The following is a 23,527-nucleotide window of genomic DNA, read 5'->3' as shown; positions in this document are numbered from 1 at the left end:
TCGACTTCAGCTCCAGGATCTCGCCCTGCGCGTCCACGGTGATCTTCTGACTGAGGTCGCCGTTGGCGACCGCGGTGGTCACCTGCGCGATGTTGCGGACCTGCGAAGTCAGGTTCGACGCCATGAAGTTGACGTTGTCCGTGAGGTCCTTCCAGACCCCCGAGACGCCTCTCACCTGCGCGCGTCCGCCCAACTGCCCCTCGGTGCCCACCTCGCGGGCGACGCGGGTCACCTCGTCGGCGAACGCGGACAGCTGGTCGACCATCGTGTTCACGGTGAGCTTCAGTTCCAGCAGCTCACCCGTGGCCTCGACGGTCACCGTGCGGGTCAGGTCGCCGCGCGCCACCGCCGTCGTCACCAGGGCGATGTCCCGCACCTGCGCCGTCAGCCGGGACGCCATGGTGTTGACCGCCTCGGTCACATCACGCCAACTGCCCGACAGGCCCTGAACCTTGGCCCGCCCGCCGAGCCGCCCCTCGGTGCCCACCTCACGGGCGACCCGGGTCACCTCGCCGGTGAACAGCGAGAGCTGGTCCACCATCTTGTTCACGGCCCGGCCCAGCCGGCGCAGATCACCGCGCAACTGCCGGGTCCCGTCGTGCAGATCGACCCGCTGGGTCAGATCGCCGCCGGCCACCGCGTCCAGGACGCGCGTCGCGTTGGCCGCCGGCGCCACCAGCGCGTCCAGCAACTGGTTGACGTCGTCCACCCGCTGGGTCCAGCCGCCGTGGCCCGGACTGGCCGACAGTCGCTCGTCGAGCCGGCCGTAGCGGACCAGCTCCCGTCTGACCCGGCGGACCTCGGTGTTGAAATGGACGTTGCGGTCCAGGATCTGGTTGAAGACGGCCGTCAATTCGGCCACGATCCCGTCGCCCGTCTCCGGCAGCTTCGTGAAGTCGCCGTCTCGGGCGGCGGTCATCGCGGCGAGCAGCGGGCGCAGCTCGGATGCTCGAATCCCGCTCTCAATCCGTCCGTCTTCGAGCACACGCGGAGCATGGTTCTCACTCATGACGGCCCACTTCGGTAACTCGGCGCTTATGGGCGTGGCCAGTCTGTCACCCTGACGGCGTCGAGAGAGGCGTAATCGTCCGAAGAACGAGGCTCATTCGTCAGACCGAGGCTCATCCTCCGACCGTCCGGGGAGCTGCGCATGGGAGCCATTCCTACGCAACGGGAGACCGCGTCCCGTGCCGGCGGTGCGCCCGCGTCCACGGGCCGGCCGCCGGCGCGCGCCCGCGCGACCCTCGCCGGGGGCTCCCACGCGCCCGGCGCCGCCCGCGACCTCGTGCGGGACACGCTGACCGAGTGGAGCGGCCTCGCCTTCCCCGGCGCCGAACTCCTCGCCGGGCGGCTCGCGGAGGACGCGGTGCTCGTCGTCAGCGAACTGGTCACCAACGCCGTCGTGCACGCAGGCACCGACATCGACCTGGTGTGCCGGCTGTGCCGGCCGGACGAGGAGCCCGAGGCGTACGCGGTCGTCGTGGAGGTCTCCGGCCACCACCCCTCCCGCGCCCCCCGCGACAGCGAGCCCGACTCGGCCCACGACACCCCGGAGTACGGCCGGGGCCTGCGGATGGTGGCCGCGCTGGCGGAGGCCTGGGGGGTGACGTACCGCCGGGGGACGAAGACGGTGTGGGCGCGGTTGGGGCCGGTGGGCGAGGTGGAGCGCGGCGCGGGGGCCGGGGGTGAGGACGAGACCGCGAGCGGGACCACGGGGGCGGCTGCGGCTGCGGCGACGGGTGCGGGGACGGGTGCGGCTGCGACCACTACTGCGACTGCGACCACCACTGCGACTGCGGCCACGACTCCGACTGCGTCCATGGGCGCACCCGCGACTACGACCGCGTCCATCGGCGCACCCGCGACCACGCCCACGCCCACGCCCACGGGCATGCCCGCCACCGCAGTGCACGCCCCCGAGCCCGGCCGCTTCCCCGCCCCCGACCCCGCCCCCCACGCCCGCGACTGGCTCGGCCGGGGCGCGCTCTCCTTCCTCGCCGAGGCCTCCGACCTCCTCGCCGGGCAGCTCGACGAGGACCTCGTCGCCGCGCTCACCGGCCAGCTGCTCGTGCCGCGGCTCGCGGACTGGTGCGCGGTGTGGCTGGAGGACGAGCTCAGCGCGCGCGGCTGGGGCGACGGCGCCGGCGGTCCCGGGCCGCGGCTGGCCCGCGTCTGGCACGGCAGCGAGAACTGCATCGAGGAACTGCGCCGCACCCTGGAGAAGGACCCGCCGCGCCCGCAGGACGGACTGCGCTCCGGGCCCGCCGCCTACCCCTGGCCCGCCGCGGCCCTCGGCGACGGCGGGGCCGCCCTCGCCTACCGTCTGATCGCCGGCGGTCGCCCGCTCGGCACGCTCGTCATCGGCCGGGCGGGACTGCTCCGCTTCCCCGACGAGGTCACCGGGCTCGTCGAGGACCTGGGCCGCCGGGTGGCGCTCGCCATCGGCGCGGCCCGCCAGTACGCCCGCCAGGCCACCATCAGCGCCGTCCTCCAGCGCGGGCTGCTGCCCGGCGCGGTCGCCGAGATACCCGGACTGCGCAGCGCCCTCGTCTACGAGCCGCGCGAGCAGGGCGGGCCGAGCGGCGACTTCTACGACCTGTTCCCGGCGAGCGACGGCCGCTGGTGCTTCGCGGTGGGCGACGTCCAGGGCAAGGGGCCGGAGGCGGCCGTGGTCATCGGCCTGGCCCGGCCGTGGCTGCGGCTGCTGGCCCGCGAGGGGTACGGCGTCCCCGACGTCCTCGACCGCCTCAACCAACTGCTCCTCGACGACGCCACCGAGGCCGCGGACGCCGCGGCGCGCGCCTTCGTCGGCCCGGCCGGGCCCGCGGACGGGCCGCAGACCCGCTTCCTCTCCCTCCTCTACGGCGAACTCGTCCCCTGCGACGGCGGCGGCGTCCGCTGCACGCTCGCCTCCGCCGGCCACCCCCTGCCGCTGCTGCTCGACCCCGACGGCACGGTCACCACGGCCGCGCACCCGCAGACCCTGCTCGGGGTCGTCGAGGACGCCACGTACACGAGCGAGACGCTGGAGCTGCGGCCCGGCGACACCCTGCTGTGCGTGACCGACGGCGTCACCGAGCGGCGCTCGGGCCCGCACCAGTTCGACGACGGAGACGGCCTGGCCACCGCGCTGGCCGGCTGCGTCGGCCTCGACGCCGACCTGCTCGCCGAACGCATCCGCAGACTCGTCCACGACTTCGGCGACCATCCCCCGGAGGACGACCTGGCCCTGCTGGTGCTCCAGGCCGAGTAGCGGGCCGCCGTGGCGGGGCGGCCGGGTCTTCGCGCGCGTGCGGGACAATGGGGCCCATGCCTTCCGCACTCCCCGACGGTGAGCCCGTCCCCGACGACGGCGCGCTGCCCGCGTCCGCGCTCGCCGGGGCGGCCGACCGTCCGCTCGGCTTCTACCTGCACGTCCCGTACTGCGCGACCCGCTGCGGCTACTGCGACTTCAACACCTACACCGCCACCGAGCTGCGCGGCACCGGCGGCGTCCTCGCCTCCCGCGAGAACTACGCCGACACGCTCGTCGACGAGATCCGGCTCGCCCGCAAGGCGCTCGGCGACGACCCGCGCGAGGTCCGTACTGTCTTCGTCGGGGGCGGCACGCCGACCCTGCTGCCCGCGGACGACCTCGTACGGATGCTGGACGCGATCCGTGACGAGTTCGGGCTCGCGGCCGACGCGGAGGTGACGACGGAGGCGAACCCGGAGTCGGTGGACCCGGCGTACCTCGCGCGGCTGCGGGAGGGCGGCTTCAACCGGGTCTCCCTCGGGATGCAGAGCGCCAAGCAGCACGTGCTGAAGATCCTCGACCGCACCCACACCCCCGGCCGCCCCCAGGCGTGCGTGGCGGAGGCGCGGGCGGCGGGCTTCGAGCACGTCAACCTGGACCTGATCTACGGCACGCCGGGCGAGTCGGACGACGACTGGCGGGCGTCCCTGGACGCCGTCCTCGACGCCGGCCCCGACCACGTCAGCGCCTACGCCCTGATCGTCGAGGAGGGCACCCAGCTCGCCCGCCGCATCCGCCGCGGCGAGGTCCCGATGACGGACGACGACGTGCACGCCGACCGCTACCTGATCGCCGAGGAGACCCTGTCGGCGGCGGGCTACCACTGGTACGAAGTGTCCAACTGGGCCACCTCGGAGGCGGGCCGCTGCCTGCACAACGAGCTGTACTGGCGCGGCGCCGACTGGTGGGGCGCGGGGCCGGGAGCGCACAGCCACGTCGGCGGGGTGCGCTGGTGGAACGTGAAGCACCCGGGGGCGTACGCGGCGGCGCTGGCGGGCGGGAGGTCGCCGGGGGCCGGCCGGGAGCTGCTGTCGGAGGAGGACCGGCGCGTCGAGCGGATCCTGCTGGAACTGCGGCTGCGGGAGGGCGTCCCGCTGGACCTCCTGCGCGCGGACGGCCTGGCGGCCTCACGCCGGGCGCTGGCCGAGGGACTGCTCCAGGAGGGGCCCTACGAGGCGGGACGCGCGGTGCTGACGCTGCGCGGGCGGCTGCTGGCGGACGCGGTGGTGCGGGACCTGGTGGACTGAGGCCGACCCCCGCAGCGGCGGGGAGCACGAGCTGCTCGGCCGGGTGGACGAACTGATCGACGGGCCACCTCCGCGCGCGCGGAGAGCGGTCCACCAGACCCCGTCCTGTACGAACCTGCGCGGATCAGGGCACGGTCACGTGGTCGATCAGCCGCTCCACGGCGCCCAGCAGCTCCGGCTCCAGGTCCTTGTAGGAACCCACCCGCTTCAGGATCGCCTGCCACACCGCGCCCGTGTTGTCCGAGGGCCAGCCCAGGGCCCGGCACACGCCTGTCTTCCAGTCCTGGCCGCGCGGGACACGCGGCCAGGCGTCGATGCCGAGTGCCGACGGCTTCACCGCCTCCCAGACGTCGATGTACGGGTGGCCGACCACCAGGGCGTGTTCGCTCGTCACCGACTGCGCGATCCGCCACTCCTTCGTGCCGGGCACCAGGTGGTCCACCAGGACGCCGAGCCGGGCGTCCGGGCCCGGCGCGAAGTCGGCGACGATCGACGGCAGGTCGTCCACGCCCTCCAGGTACTCCACCACCACGCCCTCGATGCGCAGGTCGTCGCCCCACACCTTCTCGACCAGCTCGGCGTCGTGCCGCCCCTCGACGTAGATACGGCCCGCGCGGGCCACACGCGCGCGTGCGCCGGGGACGGCCACCGAGCCGGAGGCCGTGCGGGAGGGGCGGGCCGGGCCGCCCGAGGGCGGTCGCACGAGCGTCACCGCGCGGCCCTCCAGCAGGAACCCGCGCGGCTCCAGCGGGAACACGCGGTGCTTGCCGAAGCGGTCCTCCAGGGTGACCGTGCCCGCCTCGCAGCGGATCACCGCGCCGCAGAAGCCGCTGCCGGGCTCCTCCACCACCAGACCCGGCTCCGCCGCGACCTCGGGGACCGGGCGCGGCTTCTTCCAGGGAGGGGTCAGATCGGCGGAGTACTGGCGCATTCGGATGACGATAGGAGAAGCCGGGGGCCGATCAGAGCGACACGCCGAAACGCGCCGCCAGCGCGTCCCGCTGCGCCCTGACGAACGCCGCGTCCACCACCGCCCCGTGACCGGGCACGTACAGCGCGTCCTCGCCGCCGAGGCCGAGGAGGCGGTCGAGGGCGGCCGGCCAGTGCGAGGAGACGGCGTCCGGGCCGGCCTGGGGTTCGCCGGACTCCTCGACCAGATCGCCGCAGAAGACCACCGCCGGCGAACCGGGGACCAGCACCGCCAGGTCGTGCGCGGTGTGGCCGGGCCCCACGTTCGCCAGCAGGACCTGCCGGCCGCCGCCCATGTCGAGCGTCCACTCCCCGCAGACCAGCCGGCGGGGCCGCACCAGGGTGTCCACGGCCTCCGTCGCCGCCGCCTCGTCGAGCCCGTTGCGCACCGCGTCCGCGTGCAGCTCCGCCCGCTCCCCCGCGAGCACCGACTCCGCGCCCACCGCCGCGAACACCTCCGCGCCCGCGAACGCCGCCGCCCCGAAGACATGGTCGAAATGGGGATGCGTGAGCGCGAGATGAGTCACACGGCGACCGGCGAGCCGCTGCGCCTCGGCGCGCAGCCGCGTCCCCTCCTCAAGGCTCGATCCCGCGTCCACGAGCAGTGCCGCCCCGGTCCCCACGACCAGCCCCGCCGTGCAGTCCCAGCCCGGCAGCCGGCGCCGTCCGACCCCCGTCGCGACCTGCTCCCATCCCAGCTCTTCCCAAGTCACCGTCATACGGCGACGCTAGCGGTGACGACCCCGCCGGACAGCACGCGACCGGACCGACCTTGCCCCCCGCGTACCCCACGGCCGTACACTGGGCCGGGGAACGCTGGCACTCGTATGTGAAGAGTGCCAGGCGAGGCGCTCAGGGGACGAACGACTGGAGGTGTGCGCGGATGCTGAGTGAACGACGGCTCCAGGTACTGCGCGCCATCGTCCAGGACTACGTCGGCACCGAGGAGCCGGTGGGCTCCAAGGCGCTCACCGAACGGCACAACCTCGGCGTCTCCCCGGCGACGGTCCGCAACGACATGGCCGCCCTGGAGGACGAGGGGTACATCGCCCAGCCGCACACCAGCGCCGGGCGCATCCCCACCGACAAGGGCTACCGGCTGTTCGTCGACAAGCTGGCCGGCGTCAAGCCGATGACCGCGCCCGAGCGGCGCGCCATCCAGAACTTCCTCGACGGCGCCGTCGACCTCGACGACGTCGTGGCGCGGACGGTACGGCTGCTCGCGCAGCTCACGCGGCAGGTCGCCGTCGTGCAGTACCCGTCGCTGACGAGGTCCACCGTGCGGCACGTGGAACTGCTGTCGCTCGCGCCCGCCCGTCTGATGCTCGTGCTGATCACGGACACCGGACGGGTCGAGCAGCGGCTGGTGGACTGCCCCGCGCCGTTCGGCGAGGCCTCGCTGGCGGATCTGCGCGCCCGGCTGAACAGCCGGGTCGCGGGCCGCCGGTTCACGGACGTGCCGCGTCTGGTGGAGGATCTGCCGGACGCCTTCGAGGCGGAGGACCGCGGCACGGTCTCGACGGTGCTCTCCACCCTGTTGGAGACCCTCGTCGAGGAGAACGAGGAGCGGCTGATGATCGGCGGCACCGCCAATCTCACCCGCTTCGGACATGACTTCCCTCTCACCATCCGGCCCGTCCTGGAGGCCCTCGAGGAGCAGGTCGTGCTCCTCAAGCTCCTGGGCGAGGCGGGGGATTCGGGCATGATCGTGCGGATCGGTCACGAGAACGCCTATGAGGGGCTCAACTCCACTTCCGTGGTGTCGGTCGGCTACGGTTCGGGCGGCGAGGCAGTCGCCAAGCTCGGCGTGGTCGGACCGACCCGCATGGATTACCCGGGAACGATGGGAGCGGTACGCGCAGTGGCACGGTACGTCGGACAGATCCTGGCGGAGTCGTAAGTGGCCACGGACTACTACGCCGTTCTCGGCGTGCGCCGCGACGCGTCGCAGGAAGAGATCAAGAAGGCCTTCCGGCGGCTCGCCCGCGAGCTGCACCCGGACGTCAATCCGGATCCGAAGACCCAGGAGCGGTTCAAGGAGATCAACGCCGCTTACGAGGTGCTGTCGGACCCGCAGAAGAAGCAGGTCTACGACCTCGGCGGCGACCCGCTCTCGCAGGCCGGCGGCGGTGGCGCGGGCGGCTTCGGGGCCGGTGGCTTCGGCAACTTCTCCGACATCATGGACGCCTTCTTCGGCACGGCGTCCCAGCGGGGGCCGAGGTCGCGCACGCGGCGCGGCCAGGACGCGATGATCCGGCTGGAGGTGGACCTCGAGGAGGCCGCCTTCGGCACGACCAAGGACATCCAGGTCGACACGGCGATCGTCTGCACCACGTGCAGCGGCGAGGGCGCGGCTCCGGGCACCACCGCCCAGACCTGTGACATGTGCCGCGGTCGCGGCGAGGTGTCGCAGGTGACGCGGTCCTTCCTGGGCCAGGTCATGACCTCGCGGCCCTGCCCGCAGTGCCAGGGCTTCGGCACCGTGGTGCCCACGCCGTGCCCGGAGTGCGCGGGCGACGGCCGGGTGCGGTCGCGGCGCACGCTGACGGTGAAGATCCCGGCCGGCGTCGACAACGGCACCCGGATCCAGCTCGCCGGTGAGGGCGAGGTCGGGCCGGGCGGTGGTCCCGCCGGTGACCTGTACGTCGAGATCCACGAACTGCCGCACGCGATGTTCCAGCGGCGCGGGGACGATCTGCACTGCACGGTCACGCTGCCGATGACCGCGGCGTCGCTCGGCACGAAGGTGCCGCTGGAGACGCTGGACGGGCTGGAGGAGGTCGACATCCGGCCCGGGACGCAGTCGGGTCAGTCGATCCCGCTGCACGGGCGCGGGGTCACGCATCTGCGCGGCGGCGGCCGTGGCGACCTCATCGTGCACGTGGAGGTGCAGACGCCCACGAAGCTGGATCCCGAGCAGGAGCGGCTGCTGCGGGAGCTGGCGAAGCTGCGGGGCGAGGAGCGGCCTCAGGGGCAGTTCCAGCCCGGTCAGCAGGGGTTGTTCTCCCGGCTGAAGGACGCGTTCAACGGCCGCTGACACCGGTTCCCGTGCCTGGGGGGCTGCCGCCCCCCAGGCACGGGGTCAGTCCACCGTGGGCGGCACCTTCGCCGGCGTGGTTTCCAGTGCGGCCAGCGCCAGCGACACCGCCTCGTCGAGCTGGACGTCCCGGCCCGCCGCGTAGTCCTGGGGGCGGACGACGACCTCCACGTCAGGGTCGACCCCGTGGTTCTCCACGCCCCACCCGTACCCCTCCAGCCAGATCGCGTACTTCGGCTGGGTGATCAGCGTCCCGTCGACCAACCGGTAGCGGCTGTCGATCCCGACCGTCCCGCCCCACGTGCGCGTCCCCACCACGGGCCCGATCCCGAGTGCCTTGACCGCCGCGTTCACGATGTCCCCGTCGGACCCGGAGAACTCGTTGGCGACGGCGACGACGGGCCCGCGAGGCGCGTCCTCCGGATAGCTGGTCGGCCGCATCCCGCGCGGCACGTCCCAGCCGACGATCCGCCGCGCCAGCTTCTCCACCACCAGCTGCGAGGTGTGCCCGCCCCGGTTCTCCCGGACGTCCACCACGAGCCCCTCCCGGGCCACCTCGATCCGCAGGTCCCGGTGCAGCTGCGCCCAGCCGGAGCCGACCATGTCGGGGACGTGGAGATAGCCCAGCCGGCCGCCCGACTTCTCGTGCACGTACGCCCGCCGGTCCGCGACCCACGCGTGGTAGCGCAGCGCCTCCTCGTCGTCGGTCGGCACCACGACGGCGTGCCGCGGCTCGCCCCCGCCGACCGGTGAGATCGTCAGCTCGACCGCCTTGCCCGCGGTGCCGACGAGCAGCGGCCCGGGCCCGGTGACCGGGTCGACGGGATGCCCGGAGACGGCGGCGATCGCGTCGCCGGCCCGCACGGCGACGCCGGGCGCGGCGAGCGGGGAGCGGGCGTCGGGGTCGGAGGTCTCCGAGGGGAGGATCCGGTCGATGCGCCAACTGCCGTCCTCGTGACGGGAGATGTCGGCGCCCAGCAGTCCCTGGCGGGCGCCGTTGCCGTAGCCGCCGCGGGGCATGACGTAGGCGTGCGAGGTGCCGAGTTCGCCGTGCACCTCCCACAGGAGGTCGATCAGGTCGTCCTTGGTGGCCAGCCGGTCCAGCACCGGCCGGTAGCGGTCCAGGACGCCGTCCCAGTCGACGCCGCCCAGGTCGGCCCGCCAGAAGTTGTCCCGCATGACGCGGCCGGTCTCGTCGTACATCTGCCGCCACTCGGCGGCCGGGTCGACCGTCCGGCGGACGCGGCCGAGGTCGACGGTGATGTTGGAGTCGCTGTCCTCGTCGCCGGAGGCGCGCCGGTCGCTGGGGACGACCTTCAGCTTGTGGTCGGACCACAGCAGCAGCCGCTTGCCGTCGCCGCTCACGTCGAAGTCGTCGACGTCGGAGGCGAGATGGTCCAGGCGGCGGTGGGCGAGGTCGTAGCGCTCCAGCTCGGTGTGCGGGTCGGGATCGTCGGGCGTGGCACGGGAGGCTCCCAGGACGCCGCGCACCGGGTGGCGCAGCCACAGCACGCCGTCCTTGGCGGCCCGCAGCGTGGAGCAGCGGCCGGCCTCGACGGGGAAGGGGATGATCCGGTCGGCGAGGCCTTCGAGGTCGACGCGGGTGGCCGGGGCGCCCTCGCTGTCGGGGGTCTCGTCCTTGTCGGGCGTCTCGAAGGCGCGGCCGTGCCGCTGCGGGCCGAACGGGGAGGGCGTCGTCGCGGCCAGCGTGATGAGGTGCGGACGGGCGCCGGCGACGAAGGACAGGTCGAAGGCGTGCTCGTCGTAGACGGGGTCGAAGGCGCGCGTGGACAGGAACGCGAGGTGCTTGCCGTCGAGGGTGAAGGCGGGCGCGTAGTCGCGGAAGCGCAGCGGGGTCGCCTCGCTGACCGACAGGTCGGTGGTGTTGGCCAGCTTGAGCTGGCTGAGCGGGCGCGGTCCCGGGTGCGACCAGGCCAGCCAGCCGGAGTCGGGGGCGAAGACGAGGTCGCTGACCTCGCCGTCGTCGCTGCGGTCGACCTCGCGGACCTCGCCGGTCTCCCGCTCCACGAGGAGCAGCCGCCCGTCGTGCGCGGCGACGGCGGCCCGGCTGCCGTCGGGGGCCATGGCCAGCTCCAGGACCCGGCCGAGGCGTCCGGCGGCCAGCCGGCGCGGGGCGGCCCCCGGCGCGGCCCCGGTGGCGGGCGCGAACTCCAGGGCGTCCTCGCCCTCGGCGTCCGTCACCCACACCACCCACTCCTCGCCCTCCACGCGGAAGGTGCGCGGCAGCCGGGCCCGTACGCCGGGTTCGGCGGCCAGCGCGCGGGCGGGCCCGTGGCGGTGGGTGACCCAGTGGACGGCGCCGCGCACCTCGACGGCGCTGCCGCGCCCGGTGTGGTCGGGCGTGGCGGAGCCCAGCCAGTGGGCGGCGGCGACCGGGTGGGGCCGCCGGTCGGTGCGCTGCCCGCCGAGCCGGACGTCGAGCCGGCGCGGCTCGGCCCCGTCGAGGTCGTCGAGGATCCACAGCTCGCCCGCGCTGACGTACACGATCCGCCGGCCGTCGCCGGCGGCCTGCCGGGCGTAGAAGCCGTCGAGGGGGGTGTGCCGGCGCAGGTCGGAGCCGTCGGCGAGCGACGAGTACAGGGCGCCGGTGCCCTCGTGGTCGGAGAGGAACGCGATCCGGTCGCCCGTCCACACCGGGTGCTCGATGTTCCCGTCGAGTTCCTCGTGCAGCCGGACGAACTCCCCCGTGCCGTCCCGGTCGATCCACAGCTTGCCCGCCGTGCCGCCCCGGTAGCGCTTCCAGTGCGCGGCCTCGCGGCCCATGGTCGCCGACAGCAGCACGGTGTGCGGGCCGTGGGCGACGCCGCCGACGGGCCCGTACGGCAGGACCGTCGACGGTCCGCCGTCGAGCGGGACGGCGTGCGCCCAGCTGCGGCGCAGGCTCGCCTGGCCGTGCGCGGTGATCGCCAGGACCTGGCCCTCCGGGGTCCAGCCGCGCACCTGGGTGCGCCAACTCCCCCAGTGGGTGAGCCTGGTGGACGGGCCGCCGTCGACGGGGGCGATGTGCACCTCGGGTGCGCCGTCGCGGGTGGAGGTCCAGGCGACGGTCGTGCCGTCGGGTGAGACGCGCGGCGTCGAGACGGGCACGTTGTCGGCGCTGACCCGCCAGGCTCGCCCTCCGTCGAGGGGTGCGAGCCACACGTCGTCCTCGGCGGCGAAGGCCAGCAACTCGCCGTGCGGATGGGGGTATCGGAAGTAAGCGGCAGCAGGCGTCGCGGACTGTGTCACCCGATCACTCTAAGCAAGGGTGCAGGCCGTGGACAGGGGCTTTCGCCACTTCTCCTCGGCTCGTCGCCTGCACCGCTCCTCGTCTGCCGCGCCGCTCACTTGCCCTGGACGGGGCCGCAGCGGACGTCCGGCGGGCACCAGACGGTCTTGGTGACGGTCACGGTGACCGTGGGCCGTCCCGGTTCCGCCGGCTTGCCCGAGGGGGGCGGTTCCAGCGCCGACGGCGTGGCCGACTTGCAGTCCCCGAGCCCGCTCACCCGGAAGAGCTGCTTGCCGCCCACCTGCGCCCTCAGGTCCCCGCGCACACAGGAGCCGTCGACGGCGCGCGTGACCGTGCCGGTGACGTCGATGTCCTGCCCGTCGTCGGTCTGGCCCTCGCAGGTGACCGAGGCGACGGTCTGCTCGCCTCCTGAGGCGCGGCCCTTGCCGTAGTCGGCGGTGCAGGTCAGCCACCGCACCTTCGTGTCACGGCGCTGAAGCTCCGCCGTCGCCGCCTCGTCGGTCGTGTACGCCACGGACGCGGCGCTGAGCCCGCCCGGATCGCACGCCACGAGCCCGCCCGCGGCCACGACCGCGAGCCCCGCCACCACGGCCGCACGCGTCCCGCGCGGCCGGATCCGCCTACGTCTTCTCCAAGCCCCCATGCACAGCAGACTGCCACCGCCCGGACGGTCGCGGTAGGGCGCGTACGGCGACGCGCGCGCCGTCGTCAGCCGCGCGACACCGTCCGGAGCCGGGGGAGTTCCGCGGCCGTCCGCGGGGGCGTCAGGACCAGCGTCCGGTGCGGCCGAGGAGCAGGGCGGTGGCCGCGGTGCCGGCGGTCGACGTGCGCAGCACGCTGCGGCCCAGCACGTACGCCTTCGCGCCCGCCTCCTTGAACAGCGCCAACTCCTCGTCGGACACGCCGCCTTCGGGACCGATGACGAGCACGATGTCTCCCTCGGAGGGGAGTTCGGCGGTGGCGAGGGGCTCGCTGCCGTGCTCGAAGTCCGAGTGGAGGACGGCGGCGAAGTCGGCGCCGGCCAGAAGTGCCGCCACCTGCTTGGTGGTCGCCGCGTCCGAGACCTCAGGGAAGCGCACCCGGCGGGACTGCTTGCCGGCCTCGCGGGCGGTGGCCCGCCACTTCGCCAGCGCCTTCAGACCCCGGTCGCCCTTCCACTGCGTGATGCAGCGGGAGGCGGCCCACGGGACGATCGCGTCGACGCCGGTCTCGGTCATCGTCTCCACGGCCAGCTCGCCCCGGTCGCCCTTGGGGAGGGCCTGCACGACCGTGATCCGGGGCTGCTCCGGGGGCTCCTCCCGGTAGCTCTCCAGGCCCGTGACGACCAGCCGGTCCTTGCCCTCGGCGGCCTTGACGACGCCCTCCGTCCAGCGCCCCCGCCCGTCGGTGAGGACGACGTCCTCGCCGGGCCGCAGCCGCTTCACGGAGACGGCGTGCCGTCCCTCCGGTCCGTCGAGGACGATCTCCCCGCCGCTGAAATCCGGGATCCTCAGCGGGTCGAGCACGAACACCGGAGCCGTCATCGCTCCGCACCTCCTTCGGCGTCGGCCGACGACACGGTCCACGCCGCGTCGGTCTCGGCCGCCAGTACCTCCACCAGCTCCCCGGCCGGCAGCTCTCGCGCCATCCGGTGGCCCTGTCCCGCCCACAGCGCCAGGCCCTGCGCGTCGCCCGCCTCGGCCGCCGCCTTGCGCAGCGGGCTGGTGAGGTGGTGCACCTCCGGGTAGGCGGCGGGCGCGTAGGGGCCGTGCTCGCGCAGGAAACGGTTGACCAGCCCGCGGGCCGGACGGCCGGAGAACGCCCGCGTCAGCTGCGTGCGCACGAACAGCGGGTTCGTCAGCGCCTCCTTGTGCGCTGACGCCGCGCCCGACTCCGGCGTGGGCAGGAACGCGGTGCCCAGCTGGGCCGCGCTCGCCCCGGCCGCGAGGACGGCCGCTATCTGGCTGCCGCGCATGATGCCGCCGGCGGCGACGAGCGGCAGCCCGACGGCCTCACGGGCCTGGGCGATCAGCGACAGCAGCCCGATGCCGGAGCCGTCGTTCTCGGGGACGTCCCGGTGGGTGCCCTGGTGGCCGCCGGCCTCCACGCCCTGCACGATCACCGCGTCCGCGCCGGCCCGCTCCACGGCCCGCGCCTCCTCGGCGGTCGTCGCGGTGACCAGCGTGAACGTCCCCGCACGGCGCAGCGACTCCAGCACCTGCCCGCTGGGCACGCCGAAGTGGAACGACACCGCCGCCACCGGCTTGTCCAGCAGCACCGCGAGCTTGGCGTCGTAGCCGTCGTCCCGGCCGCTGTCCGGGTCCCCGAGCTCCGTCGAGTACCAGGCGGCCTCACCGGCGAGCTGATGGGCGTACACCTCGACGGCGCCGGTCTCCGCGTACTCCGGCTGCGGCATGAAGAGGTTCACGCCGAAGGGGCGCGAGGTGAGGCCCCGCAGCTGCTTGATCTCCCGGTACATGCCGTCGGCGGTCTTGTACCCGCCGGCGAGGAAGCCGAGCCCCCCGGCCTCGGACACGGCGGCGGCGAGCCGGGGAACGGAGACGCCGCCGGCCATGGGGGCCTGCACGATCGGATGTCGAAGGAGATCGGTCAGCGCGGAGCACATGCCCGCATGGTGCCACGTCCACGCCCCCGCGCCCGCCCTGGGGGCTCCGCCCCCGGACCCCCGCCCTGCGCCCACCCACCACCCGATCGGTTGGGAACAAGGGTGAGGTGATTCAGCCCGTCCGGCGTTCGAGGCGAAGTCCGCCTGCGCCCGCGACCGGGCGTCGCTCGATACCATGCCCCCACAGAGATCACCGGCGCGAGAAGGAGACCCGCATGGCAGGGGAACCGCAGGACGACTGCCTGTTCTGCAAGATCGTCGCGGGCCACGTCCCGGCGACCATCGTGCGCGAGACGGAGACCACCCTCGCCTTCCGGGACATCAACCCCCAGGCGCCCACCCACATCCTGGTGATCCCCAAGGCGCACCACGTCGACGCCGCCGCCCTCGCCGCCGAGGCCCCGCAGCTCGCCGCGGACGTCCTGCGCGAGACGCAGGCCGTCGCCGACCACGAGAAGCTGGACAGCTACCGCACCGTCCTCAACACCGGCAGCGGTGCCGGACAGACCGTCTGGCACGCCCACGCGCACGTCCTCGGCGGCCGCGGCCTGCACTGGCCCCCCGGGTAACCCGCCGTGTCCGCACGCGAGTTGGTCGTCCTCGGCACCGCCAGCCAGGTGCCGACCCGGCACCGCAACCACAACGGCTACTTCCTGCGCTGGGACGGCGAAGGCCTCCTCTTCGACCCCGGCGAGGGCACCCAGCGCCAGATGGTGCGCGCCGGCGTCGCCGCCCACGACCTGAACCGGATCTGCGTCACCCACTTCCACGGCGACCACTCCCTCGGCCTCGCCGGGGTCATCCAGCGCGTCAACCTCGACAAGGTGCCGCACCCGGTCACCGCCCACTACCCGCGCTCCGGCCAGCGCTTCTTCGACCGGCTCCGGTACGCCACCGCCTACCGCGAGACCGTCGGCGTCACCGAGGCCCCGGTCGACGCGGACGGGCCCCTGGCGACGGCGCCCTCGTACACGCTCGAAGCGCGCAGGCTCTCCCATCCCGTCGAGTCCTACGGCTACCGGCTGGTCGAGCCCGACGGCCGCCGCATGCTGCCCGAGCTGCTCGCCGCGCACGGCGTCCGGGGCCCGGACGTGGGCCGGATCCAGCGGGAGGGGGCCCTCGGCGGCGTCACCCTGGAGGATGTCAGCGAGGTGCGGCGCGGGCAGCGGTTCGCGTTCGTGATGGACACCCGGCTGTGCGACGGCGTGCACGCGCTGGCGGAGGGCTGCGACATGCTGGTGATCGAGTCGACGTTCCTGGACGAGGACCGGGAACTGGCCATCGAACACGGGCATCTGACGGCAGGTCAGGCAGCGCGGGTCGCGCGGGACGCCGGGGTGCGGCATCTCGTCCTCACCCACTTCAGCCAGCGCTACCCCGAACCTGGGGGTACCTCCCGCTCGAGCGAAGCCGAGAGTGGGGGAGAGTTCGAACGGCAGGCGCGGGCGGCTGGCTTCGAGGGGGAGCTGACCGTGGCGCACGATCTGCTGCGAGTGCCGGTTCCGAAACGGCGGTAAAGCACCCGTACGATGCTTTGATGTCCCTCCCCAAGGCTGAACTGCACCTGCACATCGAAGGCACCCTGGAGCCCGAGCTGGCTTTCGAGCTGGCCGCCCGCAACGGCGTCGCCCTGCCGTACGCGGACACCGACGCGCTGCGTGAGGCGTACCGGTTCGAGGACCTCCAGTCCTTCCTGAACCTGTACTACGAGCTGATGGCCGTCCTGCGCACCGAGCGGGACTTCGAGGACCTCGCGGACGCCTATCTCGCGCGGGCCGCCGCGCAGGGCGTGCGGCACGCGGAGATCTTCTTCGACCCGCAGGCCCATGTCGACCGGGGGGTGCCGATGGGCACGGTCGTCGAGGGGCTGTGGCGGGCGCTGGGCCGCAGCGAGGAGCGGCACGGGGTCTCCACCCGGCTGATCCTGTGCTTCCTGCGCGACGAGTCCGCCGAGTCGGCCCTCGCCACGCTGGAGGCGGCCAAGCCCTACCTGGACCGGATCACCGGCGTCGGGCTGGACTCGGCGGAAGTGGGGCATCCGCCGGTCAAGTTCCGCGAGGTGTACGAGGCCGCCGCTGCGCTGGGTCTGCGGCGGGTCGCGCACGCGGGGGAGGAGGGGCCGCCGGCGTACATCGTCGAGGCGCTGGACGTGCTGGGCGTCGAGCGCGTCGACCACGGGCTGCGCTGCATGGAGGACCCGGAGCTGGTGGCGCGGCTGGTGCGGGAGCGGATCCCGCTGACGCTGTGCCCGCTGTCCAACGTCCGGCTGCGCGCCGTCGACACCCTCGCCGACCATCCGCTGCCCGCGATGCTGGACGCCGGGCTGCTCTGCACGGTCAACTCCGACGACCCCGCCTATTTCGGCGGTTACGCCGGCGACAACTTCGACGCCGTGCGGCGCACGCTGGGCCTGGACGAGGAGCGGCTGCGCGAGCTGGCCCGCAACTCCTTCGTCGCCTCCTTCCTGGAGGACGACGAGGAGCTGCGGGCGCGGTACCTGGCCGAGGTGGAGGCCTACGAGTTCTCCTGACGGCCGCGCGCGTCGGGTCCGGTGGCCCCGGCGTGCGTCAGTTCCGGTGGACGCGGCGTGCGTCAGGTGCGGTGGACGCGGTCCACCAGGATGTCGATGACGAGCGGTGTGCGCGGGCCGAAGCCGAGGAGGACGCCGTCCTCCATGTCGACGATCCTGCGGTTCATGCCGGCCGGGGTCTGGGCGATGCCGGGGATCTGGAGCAGGCCGTCGAGGCCGCCGACCGACTCCAGGCCCTTGGTCATCATCAGGATGACGTCGGGCTGAGCCTGGGCCAGCGCCTCGGTGGTGATCGGGGTGAACGGCTTGTCCAGGGCGGCCGCCGTGCCCGCGTCGACCGCGCCCGCCGCGTCCAGCAGCGAGTCGGCGCCCGATCCCTTGCCGCCGATCAGGTAGACGGCCGCGCTGCCGCGCATGTAGAGGAAGGCGACCTTGGGCTTGCTGCCCTCGGGGACGCCGGCGCGGGCCGCCGCGATGTCGTCGCTCATGCGCTTGTTCAGCGCCTTGCCGGCCTCGGGCACGCCGAGCGCCTCGGCGATGCGGGTGGTGCGGGCGGTGACGTCGGACAGTTTCGTCGCCGGGTCGAGGACGACGACGGGGATGCCGGCGTCCCGGATCTGCTGCACGGCCTCCTTGGGGCCGGTGTCGGTGTCGGCGAGCACGACCGTCGGCCGCAGCGACAGCACGCTCTCCGCGCTCACGTCGTGCGCCTTGGTCACCTGGGGGAGGTTCTTCGCCTCCGCGAACGTGGCCGTGATGTCCTTGCCCACGACCCGGTCGCCGAGCCCGAGCGTGAACACGATCTCCGCCACGCCCCCGTTGAGCGGGAGGATGCGTGAGGCGTCCTTCACCGTGACCCGGCTGCCGTCCGAGGAGGCGACGGTGACGGGCAGTTCAGGGGCGGGCGGTTCGCCGTCGAGCGGGACGATCGAGTTCTTCGCGAGCTGATTCTCCGCCGCCGCGGCCCGCGCGCTCGCGGAGTTACCCGATTTCGCGGACGGGTCCGTGGAGCCGCCGGTCGCCGTGCCGCTTCCTCCGCAGGCCCCCGTGAGCAGTGCGAGGGCCAGGCCGAGGGCGGCGAGGCGTCTGCCGGACGGCCTCCTTCCGGATACGCGCATCGGCTTTCCCTTTCACTCGCATGGCAGAGATTTGGAGAATAGTTTAGGTTAGCCTTTCCTTAGTTTCCCGTGGTGGGGGTGTTTCATGGCATCGCCAAGTGGCCTGCGCGGTCACGTAGTTGGCTCTTCTCTCGCGGTGGCCTCGGCGGCCGTCCTGCTGCTCCCGGCGGCCTCGCCGGCGATCGCGGCGGGTGGCTCGGCGACGGGCCCGGAGGGCCAGAAACTCACCGTCTCCAAGACCACGGGGCTGGCCGCGGCGGGCGAGACGGTGACCGTGACCGGCTCCGGTTACAACACGGAGAAGGGCATCTACGTCGCCTTCTGCGTCGACAACGGCGCCGGCAAGACGCCCACGCCCTGCGTCGGCGGCGTCGACATGTCCGGCGAGTCGGGCGCGTCGGTGTGGGTGTCGTCCAACCCGCCCTCCTACGGCACGGGACTGGCGAAGCCCTACGGCGGCAGCGGACGCCAGGGCACCTTCAGCGTCCAGATCAAGGTGCGCGCCAAGGACGCCAACACCGACTGCACCGCCGCCGGTGTGAAGTGCGCCGTCATCACCCGCAACGACCACACCCGGGGCGGCGACCAGAGCCAGACGGTCCGCGTCCCGGTGACGTTCGGGACCGGGGGCGCGCAGAGCGGCTCCAGCGCCGGCGCCGGCGCGTCGGCGACGCCGAGCGCGACCGCCCCGGCGAGCACGACCGGCGGCAGCGGCACCGGCGGCGGCACCGGAGCCACGAAGAGCTCCGGCACGGCCGCCGACGGCTCCATGGCCGGCACCGGATCCGACCTCGCGCTGCCCCTCGGGCTCACCGCCGCCGGACTGGTCGCGGCCGGGACCGGCGCCTGGTACTGGGCGCGCCGACGCCGTACCGGAACCTCGCAGGTGAGCTGACCCGGCCGGAACGGCTGACATAACCTCATATTCCAAAGGGAGAACCGAAGATGGGCAAGAGACCCGGCGCCGCGGCCCTGGCGGCCGGTGCCCTGTTCGCGCTGTGCTGCCCGACCGCGGTGGCCGTCGAGGGCGCCCCCGCGGGGAAACCGCTGCCGCGGGAGGTGTCCGGAGGCTACGCGAGCTGGGCCACGGCCGACGGCGAGCTGACCGGCCGGGGCGTCTCGCTCGACGTCACCGCGCCCGCCGTGCGATCGGCCGGCGAACGGGCCTGGTTCCCGGCCGACGGCGGCGCGGCCGACCCCGAAACAGGCGCGGCCGACGTGGAGTTGGGCGGCGCGGCCCGTCTGACGGGGGCGGCGGCGCGGCCGTTGCTGCTCAGCGGGCTGCGACTGGAGCTGGACGGCGACGAGGGCGCGCTGTACGCCCGTACCGCCGCGGGCGGCCGGAGCGGTGAACTGGCCCTGGCCGAGGTGGCCTTGTCCGGCGCGGGCCCCGTCGTCCGGACGGGCGGCGTGACCTGGGCGGGGCTGCGGGCCTCGCTCACCGCCGAGGGGGCGGCGCTGCTGTCCGCGTGGAGCGGCGACCCGTTCGCCGCGGGCGACGGGCTGGGCGTGCTCGACGTGACCGTCGGCACGGGGGCGGGACAGCCGGCGGCTCCGCAGGAGTCCGGGTCGCCGCAGCCGTCCCCGGGCGGCGGGCAGCCGCAGGGGGCCCAGCAGAGCGGCTCCGCCGGGTCCGGCGCGGACGCGCAGTCCGCCGGATCCGCCGCGCCGACCGCCGCCGTGGAGCTTCAGGCGCTCGCGCCCGGCGGTGAACAGGCCGTCACCGGCGCGGGGTTCGCGCCCGGCGCGGTCGTGCTCGTCGCGATCGACGGCGACACCCGTTATCAGGCCGTGGCCGACGCCGACGGCCGGATCGCCCAGCGCTTCCCGGTGTACGCCACCGCCTTCGAGGGCGAGCACACCGTGGAGCTGACCGCGGTGAGCGGTGAACCGGCGGCGGTCAGTGCCCAGTTCGGGGTCGAGGCCTCGAACTGACGGGCGTGGTGACGTCGTTGCACACGCAGCGAGGAGCGGACCGCGCGGTCCGCTCCTCGGCGTGCCCGAAAAGCCCTCGCTCGCAACGGAGTTGGGGTTCTTTGCCCTCCGTTGACAAACGGCCGAAGATCGTATTTAGGTTTGCCTTACCTAAGTTCGAGTCGAACTCACTGAGAAGAGAGGTCTTCCAGCCATGAGAGTCCCCACCGCCCGCACCGCCGCCCGCGCCGGCATCGCCGCCGTCGCCTCCGCCGCCCTCACCCTGGGCCTGGCCACCTCCGCCTCCGCCGCCACCTCGACCCGCACGATCGTCGACGGCGCCACCACCTACAACCTGTCGGTGACCGCCCCGGGCACGGCCTCCTCCGCCGGCCAGGTCGTCAACGTCACCGGCTCCGGCTACAACACCGGCCAGGGCATCTACGTCGGCCTGTGTGTGGTCGACGGCGAGCCCGGCGCGAACAAGCCGACCCCCTGCCTCGGCGGCCAGGACGAGTCCGGCTCCACCGGCGCCTCGCACTGGGTCAACAACGTCTTCGGCGGCCTCTTCGCCAACAGCTCCAAGTTCGGCGCCGGCGGCACGTTCAACGTGAACATCTACGTCAACCCCGACCTCGGGAGCGGCAACGTCTGCGGCGTGAACGTCGACTGCGCCATCGTCACCCGGGCCGACCACTTCGACACCAACGACCGCAAGTACGACGTGCACGTCCCGATCGAGTTCAACTGAGCGCGCGTGGCACCGACTGACTGATCCGCGGGCCGGCCGCCACCCGGCCGGCCCGTTCCGGCACCACCGACAGCGGACCCATCCATCAGGCCGGGCCCCAACCGGACGAGTGAGGAACTCTCCATGCACCTCAGACGCCTGGCGGCGCTCCTCGGGGCCGCCGCCCTCATGACCGCGTCCGTCGCCGCAGGCCCGGCCGCCCAGGCCGCCGACACCCCGAAGACCGCCCTCGGCAAGGACGGCCAGAAGCTCACCGTCTCCGCCACCGCGAACCTGGACCCCGCCGGCGAGACGCTCCGGGTCACCGGCGCGGGCTACGACACCTCCAAGGCCGTCTACGTGGCCGTGTGCCGGGACAACGGCGACGGCAAGCTGCCGACCCCCTGCATCGGCGGCGTCAACCTGGAGGGCCACGGCAACGCCTCGCACTGGATCGTCCCCGTGGGCGACGTGTACGACGGCCCCCTCACCCTCAACTGGGGCGCGGGCGGCACCTTCGACGTCGAGATCAAGGTGCCGGCGAAGGACGCGAACATCGACTGTCTGCGGTACGCCTGCTCGGTCGTCACCCGCGTCGACCACCGCAACTCCGGCGACCGCTCCCAGGACGTGCGCGTGCCCGTCACCTGGAAGGGCCAGGACACCGGTGGCGGCGACGGCGGGGGCGACGGCGTGGACGTGCCGCCCGGCACCGTCAGCTACGTCCGGTCCGCCGCGTTCACCGGCGTCGGCCGCCCCCTGGACCTGCTGCTGCACCCCGACTCCGGGAAGCTGTACGTCGGTTCGGACAACATCCCCGACACCGCCGACGTCAGGGAGCAGGGCCTCTACGCCGTGGATCCCCAGGACGGCAAGGTCCGCAGCTACGTCACCCAGGCCCCCGGGCTGAACGGCGCGGTGCTCGCCAACGTCGCGGTCCGCGAGATCGCCGCCCCGCTCGCCGGCGACGGCGTGCTCCTGCACTACCCGCTGCGCGGCCTGGGCACCGCCAAGGACGGCGACGCCGCCGTCAAGGGCCACTGGTACACCGGTGCGACGTTCACCGGCTTCGAACAGGACGCCGACACCTCCTCCGTGCTGGTCGCGGCCGGCCCCGAACTGCGCCGCGTCGACCTCGCCACCGGCGCCGTGAAGAAGACGGCCGCGCTGGAGGGCGGCAACCAGCTCGGCGTGGACGCCGCCCGGAACGCGGCCTGGTCCATCGGCACCGCCGAGGGCAAGAAGGTGCTGCGCCGGGTGGACACCGCCACCTTCCAGGTGACCGCCACGAACCAGATCCCCGACGACAGCTACTACTTCGTCGAGACGGACCCGGCGACCGGCAACGTCTGGCTGGGCGGCAGCACCTCCGTGCTCGTCCGCGACAAGGACGGCAAGGAGCTGACCACGCTGACCGGCACGGACCGGCCCGTGGCGGCGGCCTTCGACAAGACCACCGGGCGGGCCTTCGTGCTGCGCGGGGACATCGCCGGCAGCGCGGCGGACGACGACGACGGCTCCCTGGAGATCCTGGACAGCGCGACCTTCCGGCAGGCGGCCCCACCGGTCACCCTGGCGGGCAACGAGTCGAGCACCTACGCGGGCATCGCCGTCACCCCGGGCGCGACGTCCGTGTACGTCACCGACTACACGGCGTACCAGGTCGTCAAGATCGACCTGCACACGTCCCCGAAGGTGACCCAGGCCCCCACCGACCGGACCGTCGCCCCGGGTGACGAGGTCACCTTCGTCGCGGCGGCCGAGGGCACCCCGGCGCCCACGGTGAGCTGGAGCGTCAGCACCGACGGCGGGTACAACTGGACGAAGATCGAGGGCGCGACGAAGAACGCGTACACCTTCGACGCGAAGGCGGTGCACGACGGTCACGAGTACCGCGCGGAGTTCAAGAACACCGTGGGCACCACCCGCACCGCCCCGATCACCCTCACCGTGAAGGCGTCCGACGGCGGCACCGACGGCGGGACCGACGGCGGCAACGGCGGTGAGACCCCCTCCGGCCCCTCCGGCACCAAGACCGGCACCGGCGCGAGCGGCCAGAAGCTCACCGTCACCCCGGTCAACGGCCTCGCCACCGAGGACCAGAAGGTGAAGATCACCGGCTCCGGCTACGACGTGAAGAAGGGCATCTACGTCGCCCTGTGCGTCGACAACGGCGCGGGGCAGCTGCCCACTCCGTGCATCGGCGGCGTCGACATGTCCGGCGGCTCGCACAGTTCGGCCTGGATCTCCTCCAACCCGCCGGACTACGGGCAGGAGTTGGCCACCCCGTACGGGGCCGGCGGCACCTTCTCGGTCGAGCTGACCCTCGACGCCAAGGACCAGTACACCGACTGCTTCAAGGCCAAGTGCGTGCTCGCCACCCGCGCCGACCACACCCTCTCCGGCGACCGCTCCCAGGACGTCAAGGTCCCGGTCAGCTTCGTCGGCCAGGACCCGGTGGACACGGACGACGGCACCACGGGCGGCACCACCGGCGGTTCGACGAGCGGCTCGACCGGCGGCTCCTCCGGCGGCTCGGCCACCGGCGGTTCGACGACCGGCGGCTCGACCGGCGGTGTCACGGGCGGCTCCGGCACGACCGGCGGCACCTCCGCCACCGGCTCGTCCGGCGGCAGCCTCGCCTCCACCGGCGCGACGGTCGGCACGGCCGCCGGCGCGGCCCTCCTGCTCACGGCCGCGGGCTGGTACGTCCGCCGCCGCGCCCAGGCGGCCCGCACCGGCCGGTAGCCGCATCGCTCGCGGCAGCACGACGGCCCCGGTACGGAAACTCCGTACCGGGGCCGACGCTTGAGCGGGGTGAGCGGGGTGAGC

19 protein-coding genes are annotated in these 23,527 nt (G+C 73.7%); 11 read left to right on the top strand and 8 right to left on the bottom strand.

All coding sequences use genetic code 11. From position 1 onward, the window contains the following. A partial coding sequence (locus ACFYX4_RS04010) for a HAMP domain-containing protein (protein ID WP_389326712.1) occupies positions 1-919 on the bottom strand: 919 nt, incomplete at its 3' end. Positions 920-1,150: 231 nt separating this feature from the next. Between ACFYX4_RS04010 and ACFYX4_RS04005 the strand changes: the two genes are divergently transcribed. After that, a complete protein-coding gene (locus ACFYX4_RS04005) occupies positions 1,151-3,253 on the top strand; it encodes a SpoIIE family protein phosphatase (protein WP_389325377.1) in 2,103 nt (700 codons plus the stop codon). Positions 3,254-3,309: 56 nt separating this feature from the next. Continuing rightward, positions 3,310-4,542, top strand: coding sequence for a radical SAM family heme chaperone HemW (gene hemW, locus ACFYX4_RS04000; protein WP_389325374.1), 1,233 nt, complete (start codon positions 3,310-3,312; stop codon positions 4,540-4,542). A gap of 124 nt (positions 4,543-4,666) precedes the next feature. Here hemW and ACFYX4_RS03995 read toward each other — a convergent pair whose 3' ends face one another. Then, a complete protein-coding gene (locus ACFYX4_RS03995) occupies positions 4,667-5,473 on the bottom strand; it encodes a DUF3097 domain-containing protein (protein WP_389325371.1) in 807 nt (268 codons plus the stop codon). Between the two features lie 31 nt (positions 5,474-5,504). Continuing rightward, complete coding sequence (locus tag ACFYX4_RS03990) at positions 5,505-6,230, bottom strand: MBL fold metallo-hydrolase (protein WP_389325368.1); 726 nt, start codon at positions 6,228-6,230, stop codon at positions 5,505-5,507. 164 nt (positions 6,231-6,394) lie between these two features. Between ACFYX4_RS03990 and hrcA the strand changes: the two genes are divergently transcribed. Both hrcA and dnaJ read left to right on the top strand, forming a co-directional pair. Continuing rightward, complete coding sequence (hrcA, locus tag ACFYX4_RS03985) at positions 6,395-7,411, top strand: heat-inducible transcriptional repressor HrcA (RefSeq protein WP_389325365.1); 1,017 nt, start codon at positions 6,395-6,397, stop codon at positions 7,409-7,411. Next, positions 7,412-8,548: a molecular chaperone DnaJ gene (gene dnaJ, locus ACFYX4_RS03980; protein WP_389325362.1), complete on the top strand. Its 1,137-nt coding sequence runs from the start codon at positions 7,412-7,414 to the stop codon at positions 8,546-8,548. It abuts the gene before it with no gap. 45 nt (positions 8,549-8,593) lie between these two features. On the opposite strand, the gene ACFYX4_RS03975 is transcribed toward dnaJ, so the two are convergent. The 4 genes from ACFYX4_RS03975 to ACFYX4_RS03960 all read right to left on the bottom strand — a co-directional run bounded on the left by ACFYX4_RS03975 (position 8,594) and on the right by ACFYX4_RS03960 (position 14,403). Next, complete coding sequence (locus ACFYX4_RS03975; protein ID WP_389325359.1) at positions 8,594-11,797, bottom strand: S41 family peptidase; 3,204 nt, start codon at positions 11,795-11,797, stop codon at positions 8,594-8,596. Between the two features lie 95 nt (positions 11,798-11,892). Then, positions 11,893-12,441 carry a hypothetical protein gene (locus tag ACFYX4_RS03970; protein ID WP_389325356.1) on the bottom strand — a complete coding sequence of 183 codons (549 nt, stop codon included), beginning with the start codon at positions 12,439-12,441 and terminating at the stop codon, positions 11,893-11,895. Positions 12,442-12,562: 121 nt separating this feature from the next. Beyond that, on the bottom strand, positions 12,563-13,321 hold the full coding sequence (locus ACFYX4_RS03965) for a 16S rRNA (uracil(1498)-N(3))-methyltransferase (RefSeq protein WP_389325353.1): 759 nt from the start codon (positions 13,319-13,321) through the stop codon (positions 12,563-12,565). Continuing rightward, positions 13,318-14,403 carry a nitronate monooxygenase gene (locus ACFYX4_RS03960; protein ID WP_389325350.1) on the bottom strand — a complete coding sequence of 362 codons (1,086 nt, stop codon included), beginning with the start codon at positions 14,401-14,403 and terminating at the stop codon, positions 13,318-13,320. The genes ACFYX4_RS03965 and ACFYX4_RS03960 overlap by 4 nt, the downstream gene beginning before the upstream one ends. A 215-nt stretch (positions 14,404-14,618) precedes the next feature. On the opposite strand from ACFYX4_RS03960, the gene ACFYX4_RS03955 reads away from it, so the two are divergent. From ACFYX4_RS03955 to ACFYX4_RS03945, 3 genes are read left to right on the top strand one after another with little or no spacing between them, the layout of a single operon-like run. Continuing rightward, entirely contained in the window at positions 14,619-14,972 is a 354-nt protein-coding gene (locus tag ACFYX4_RS03955) for an HIT domain-containing protein (protein WP_389325347.1), read from the top strand. A 6-nt stretch (positions 14,973-14,978) separates the two neighbouring features. After that, the gene (locus ACFYX4_RS03950; RefSeq protein ID WP_389325344.1) at positions 14,979-15,920 is read left to right on the top strand and encodes a ribonuclease Z; all 942 of its coding nucleotides are present in this window, start codon (positions 14,979-14,981) and stop codon (positions 15,918-15,920) included. A 20-nt stretch (positions 15,921-15,940) separates the two neighbouring features. Continuing rightward, entirely contained in the window at positions 15,941-16,933 is a 993-nt protein-coding gene (locus ACFYX4_RS03945) for an adenosine deaminase (protein ID WP_389325341.1), read from the top strand. Between the two features lie 62 nt (positions 16,934-16,995). Here the strand turns inward: ACFYX4_RS03945 and ACFYX4_RS03940 are convergent, their stop codons facing one another. Next, the gene (locus tag ACFYX4_RS03940; RefSeq protein ID WP_389325338.1) at positions 16,996-18,051 is read right to left on the bottom strand and encodes a hemin ABC transporter substrate-binding protein; all 1,056 of its coding nucleotides are present in this window, start codon (positions 18,049-18,051) and stop codon (positions 16,996-16,998) included. 85 nt (positions 18,052-18,136) lie between these two features. On the opposite strand from ACFYX4_RS03940, the gene ACFYX4_RS03935 reads away from it, so the two are divergent. The 4 genes from ACFYX4_RS03935 to ACFYX4_RS03920 all read left to right on the top strand — a co-directional run bounded on the left by ACFYX4_RS03935 (position 18,137) and on the right by ACFYX4_RS03920 (position 23,443). After that, the gene (locus ACFYX4_RS03935) at positions 18,137-18,946 is read left to right on the top strand and encodes a hypothetical protein (protein ID WP_389325335.1); all 810 of its coding nucleotides are present in this window, start codon (positions 18,137-18,139) and stop codon (positions 18,944-18,946) included. A 50-nt stretch (positions 18,947-18,996) separates the two neighbouring features. Beyond that, entirely contained in the window at positions 18,997-19,986 is a 990-nt protein-coding gene (locus ACFYX4_RS03930) for an HtaA domain-containing protein (RefSeq protein WP_389325332.1), read from the top strand. A 193-nt stretch (positions 19,987-20,179) separates the two neighbouring features. Then, positions 20,180-20,716: a hypothetical protein gene (locus ACFYX4_RS03925; protein WP_389325329.1), complete on the top strand. Its 537-nt coding sequence runs from the start codon at positions 20,180-20,182 to the stop codon at positions 20,714-20,716. 123 nt (positions 20,717-20,839) lie between these two features. Continuing rightward, positions 20,840-23,443: an immunoglobulin I-set domain protein gene (locus ACFYX4_RS03920; RefSeq protein WP_389325326.1), complete on the top strand. Its 2,604-nt coding sequence runs from the start codon at positions 20,840-20,842 to the stop codon at positions 23,441-23,443. Positions 23,444-23,527: the final 84 nt, after the last annotated feature.

The sequence above is a fragment of the Streptomyces sp. NPDC002328 genome (genome assembly GCF_042890065.1).
In the GTDB taxonomy this organism is placed as follows: domain Bacteria; phylum Actinomycetota; class Actinomycetes; order Streptomycetales; family Streptomycetaceae; genus Streptomyces.
The sequence above is the reverse complement of the archived record's forward strand: the minus strand, read 5'-3'. Positions and strand labels throughout refer to the sequence as shown.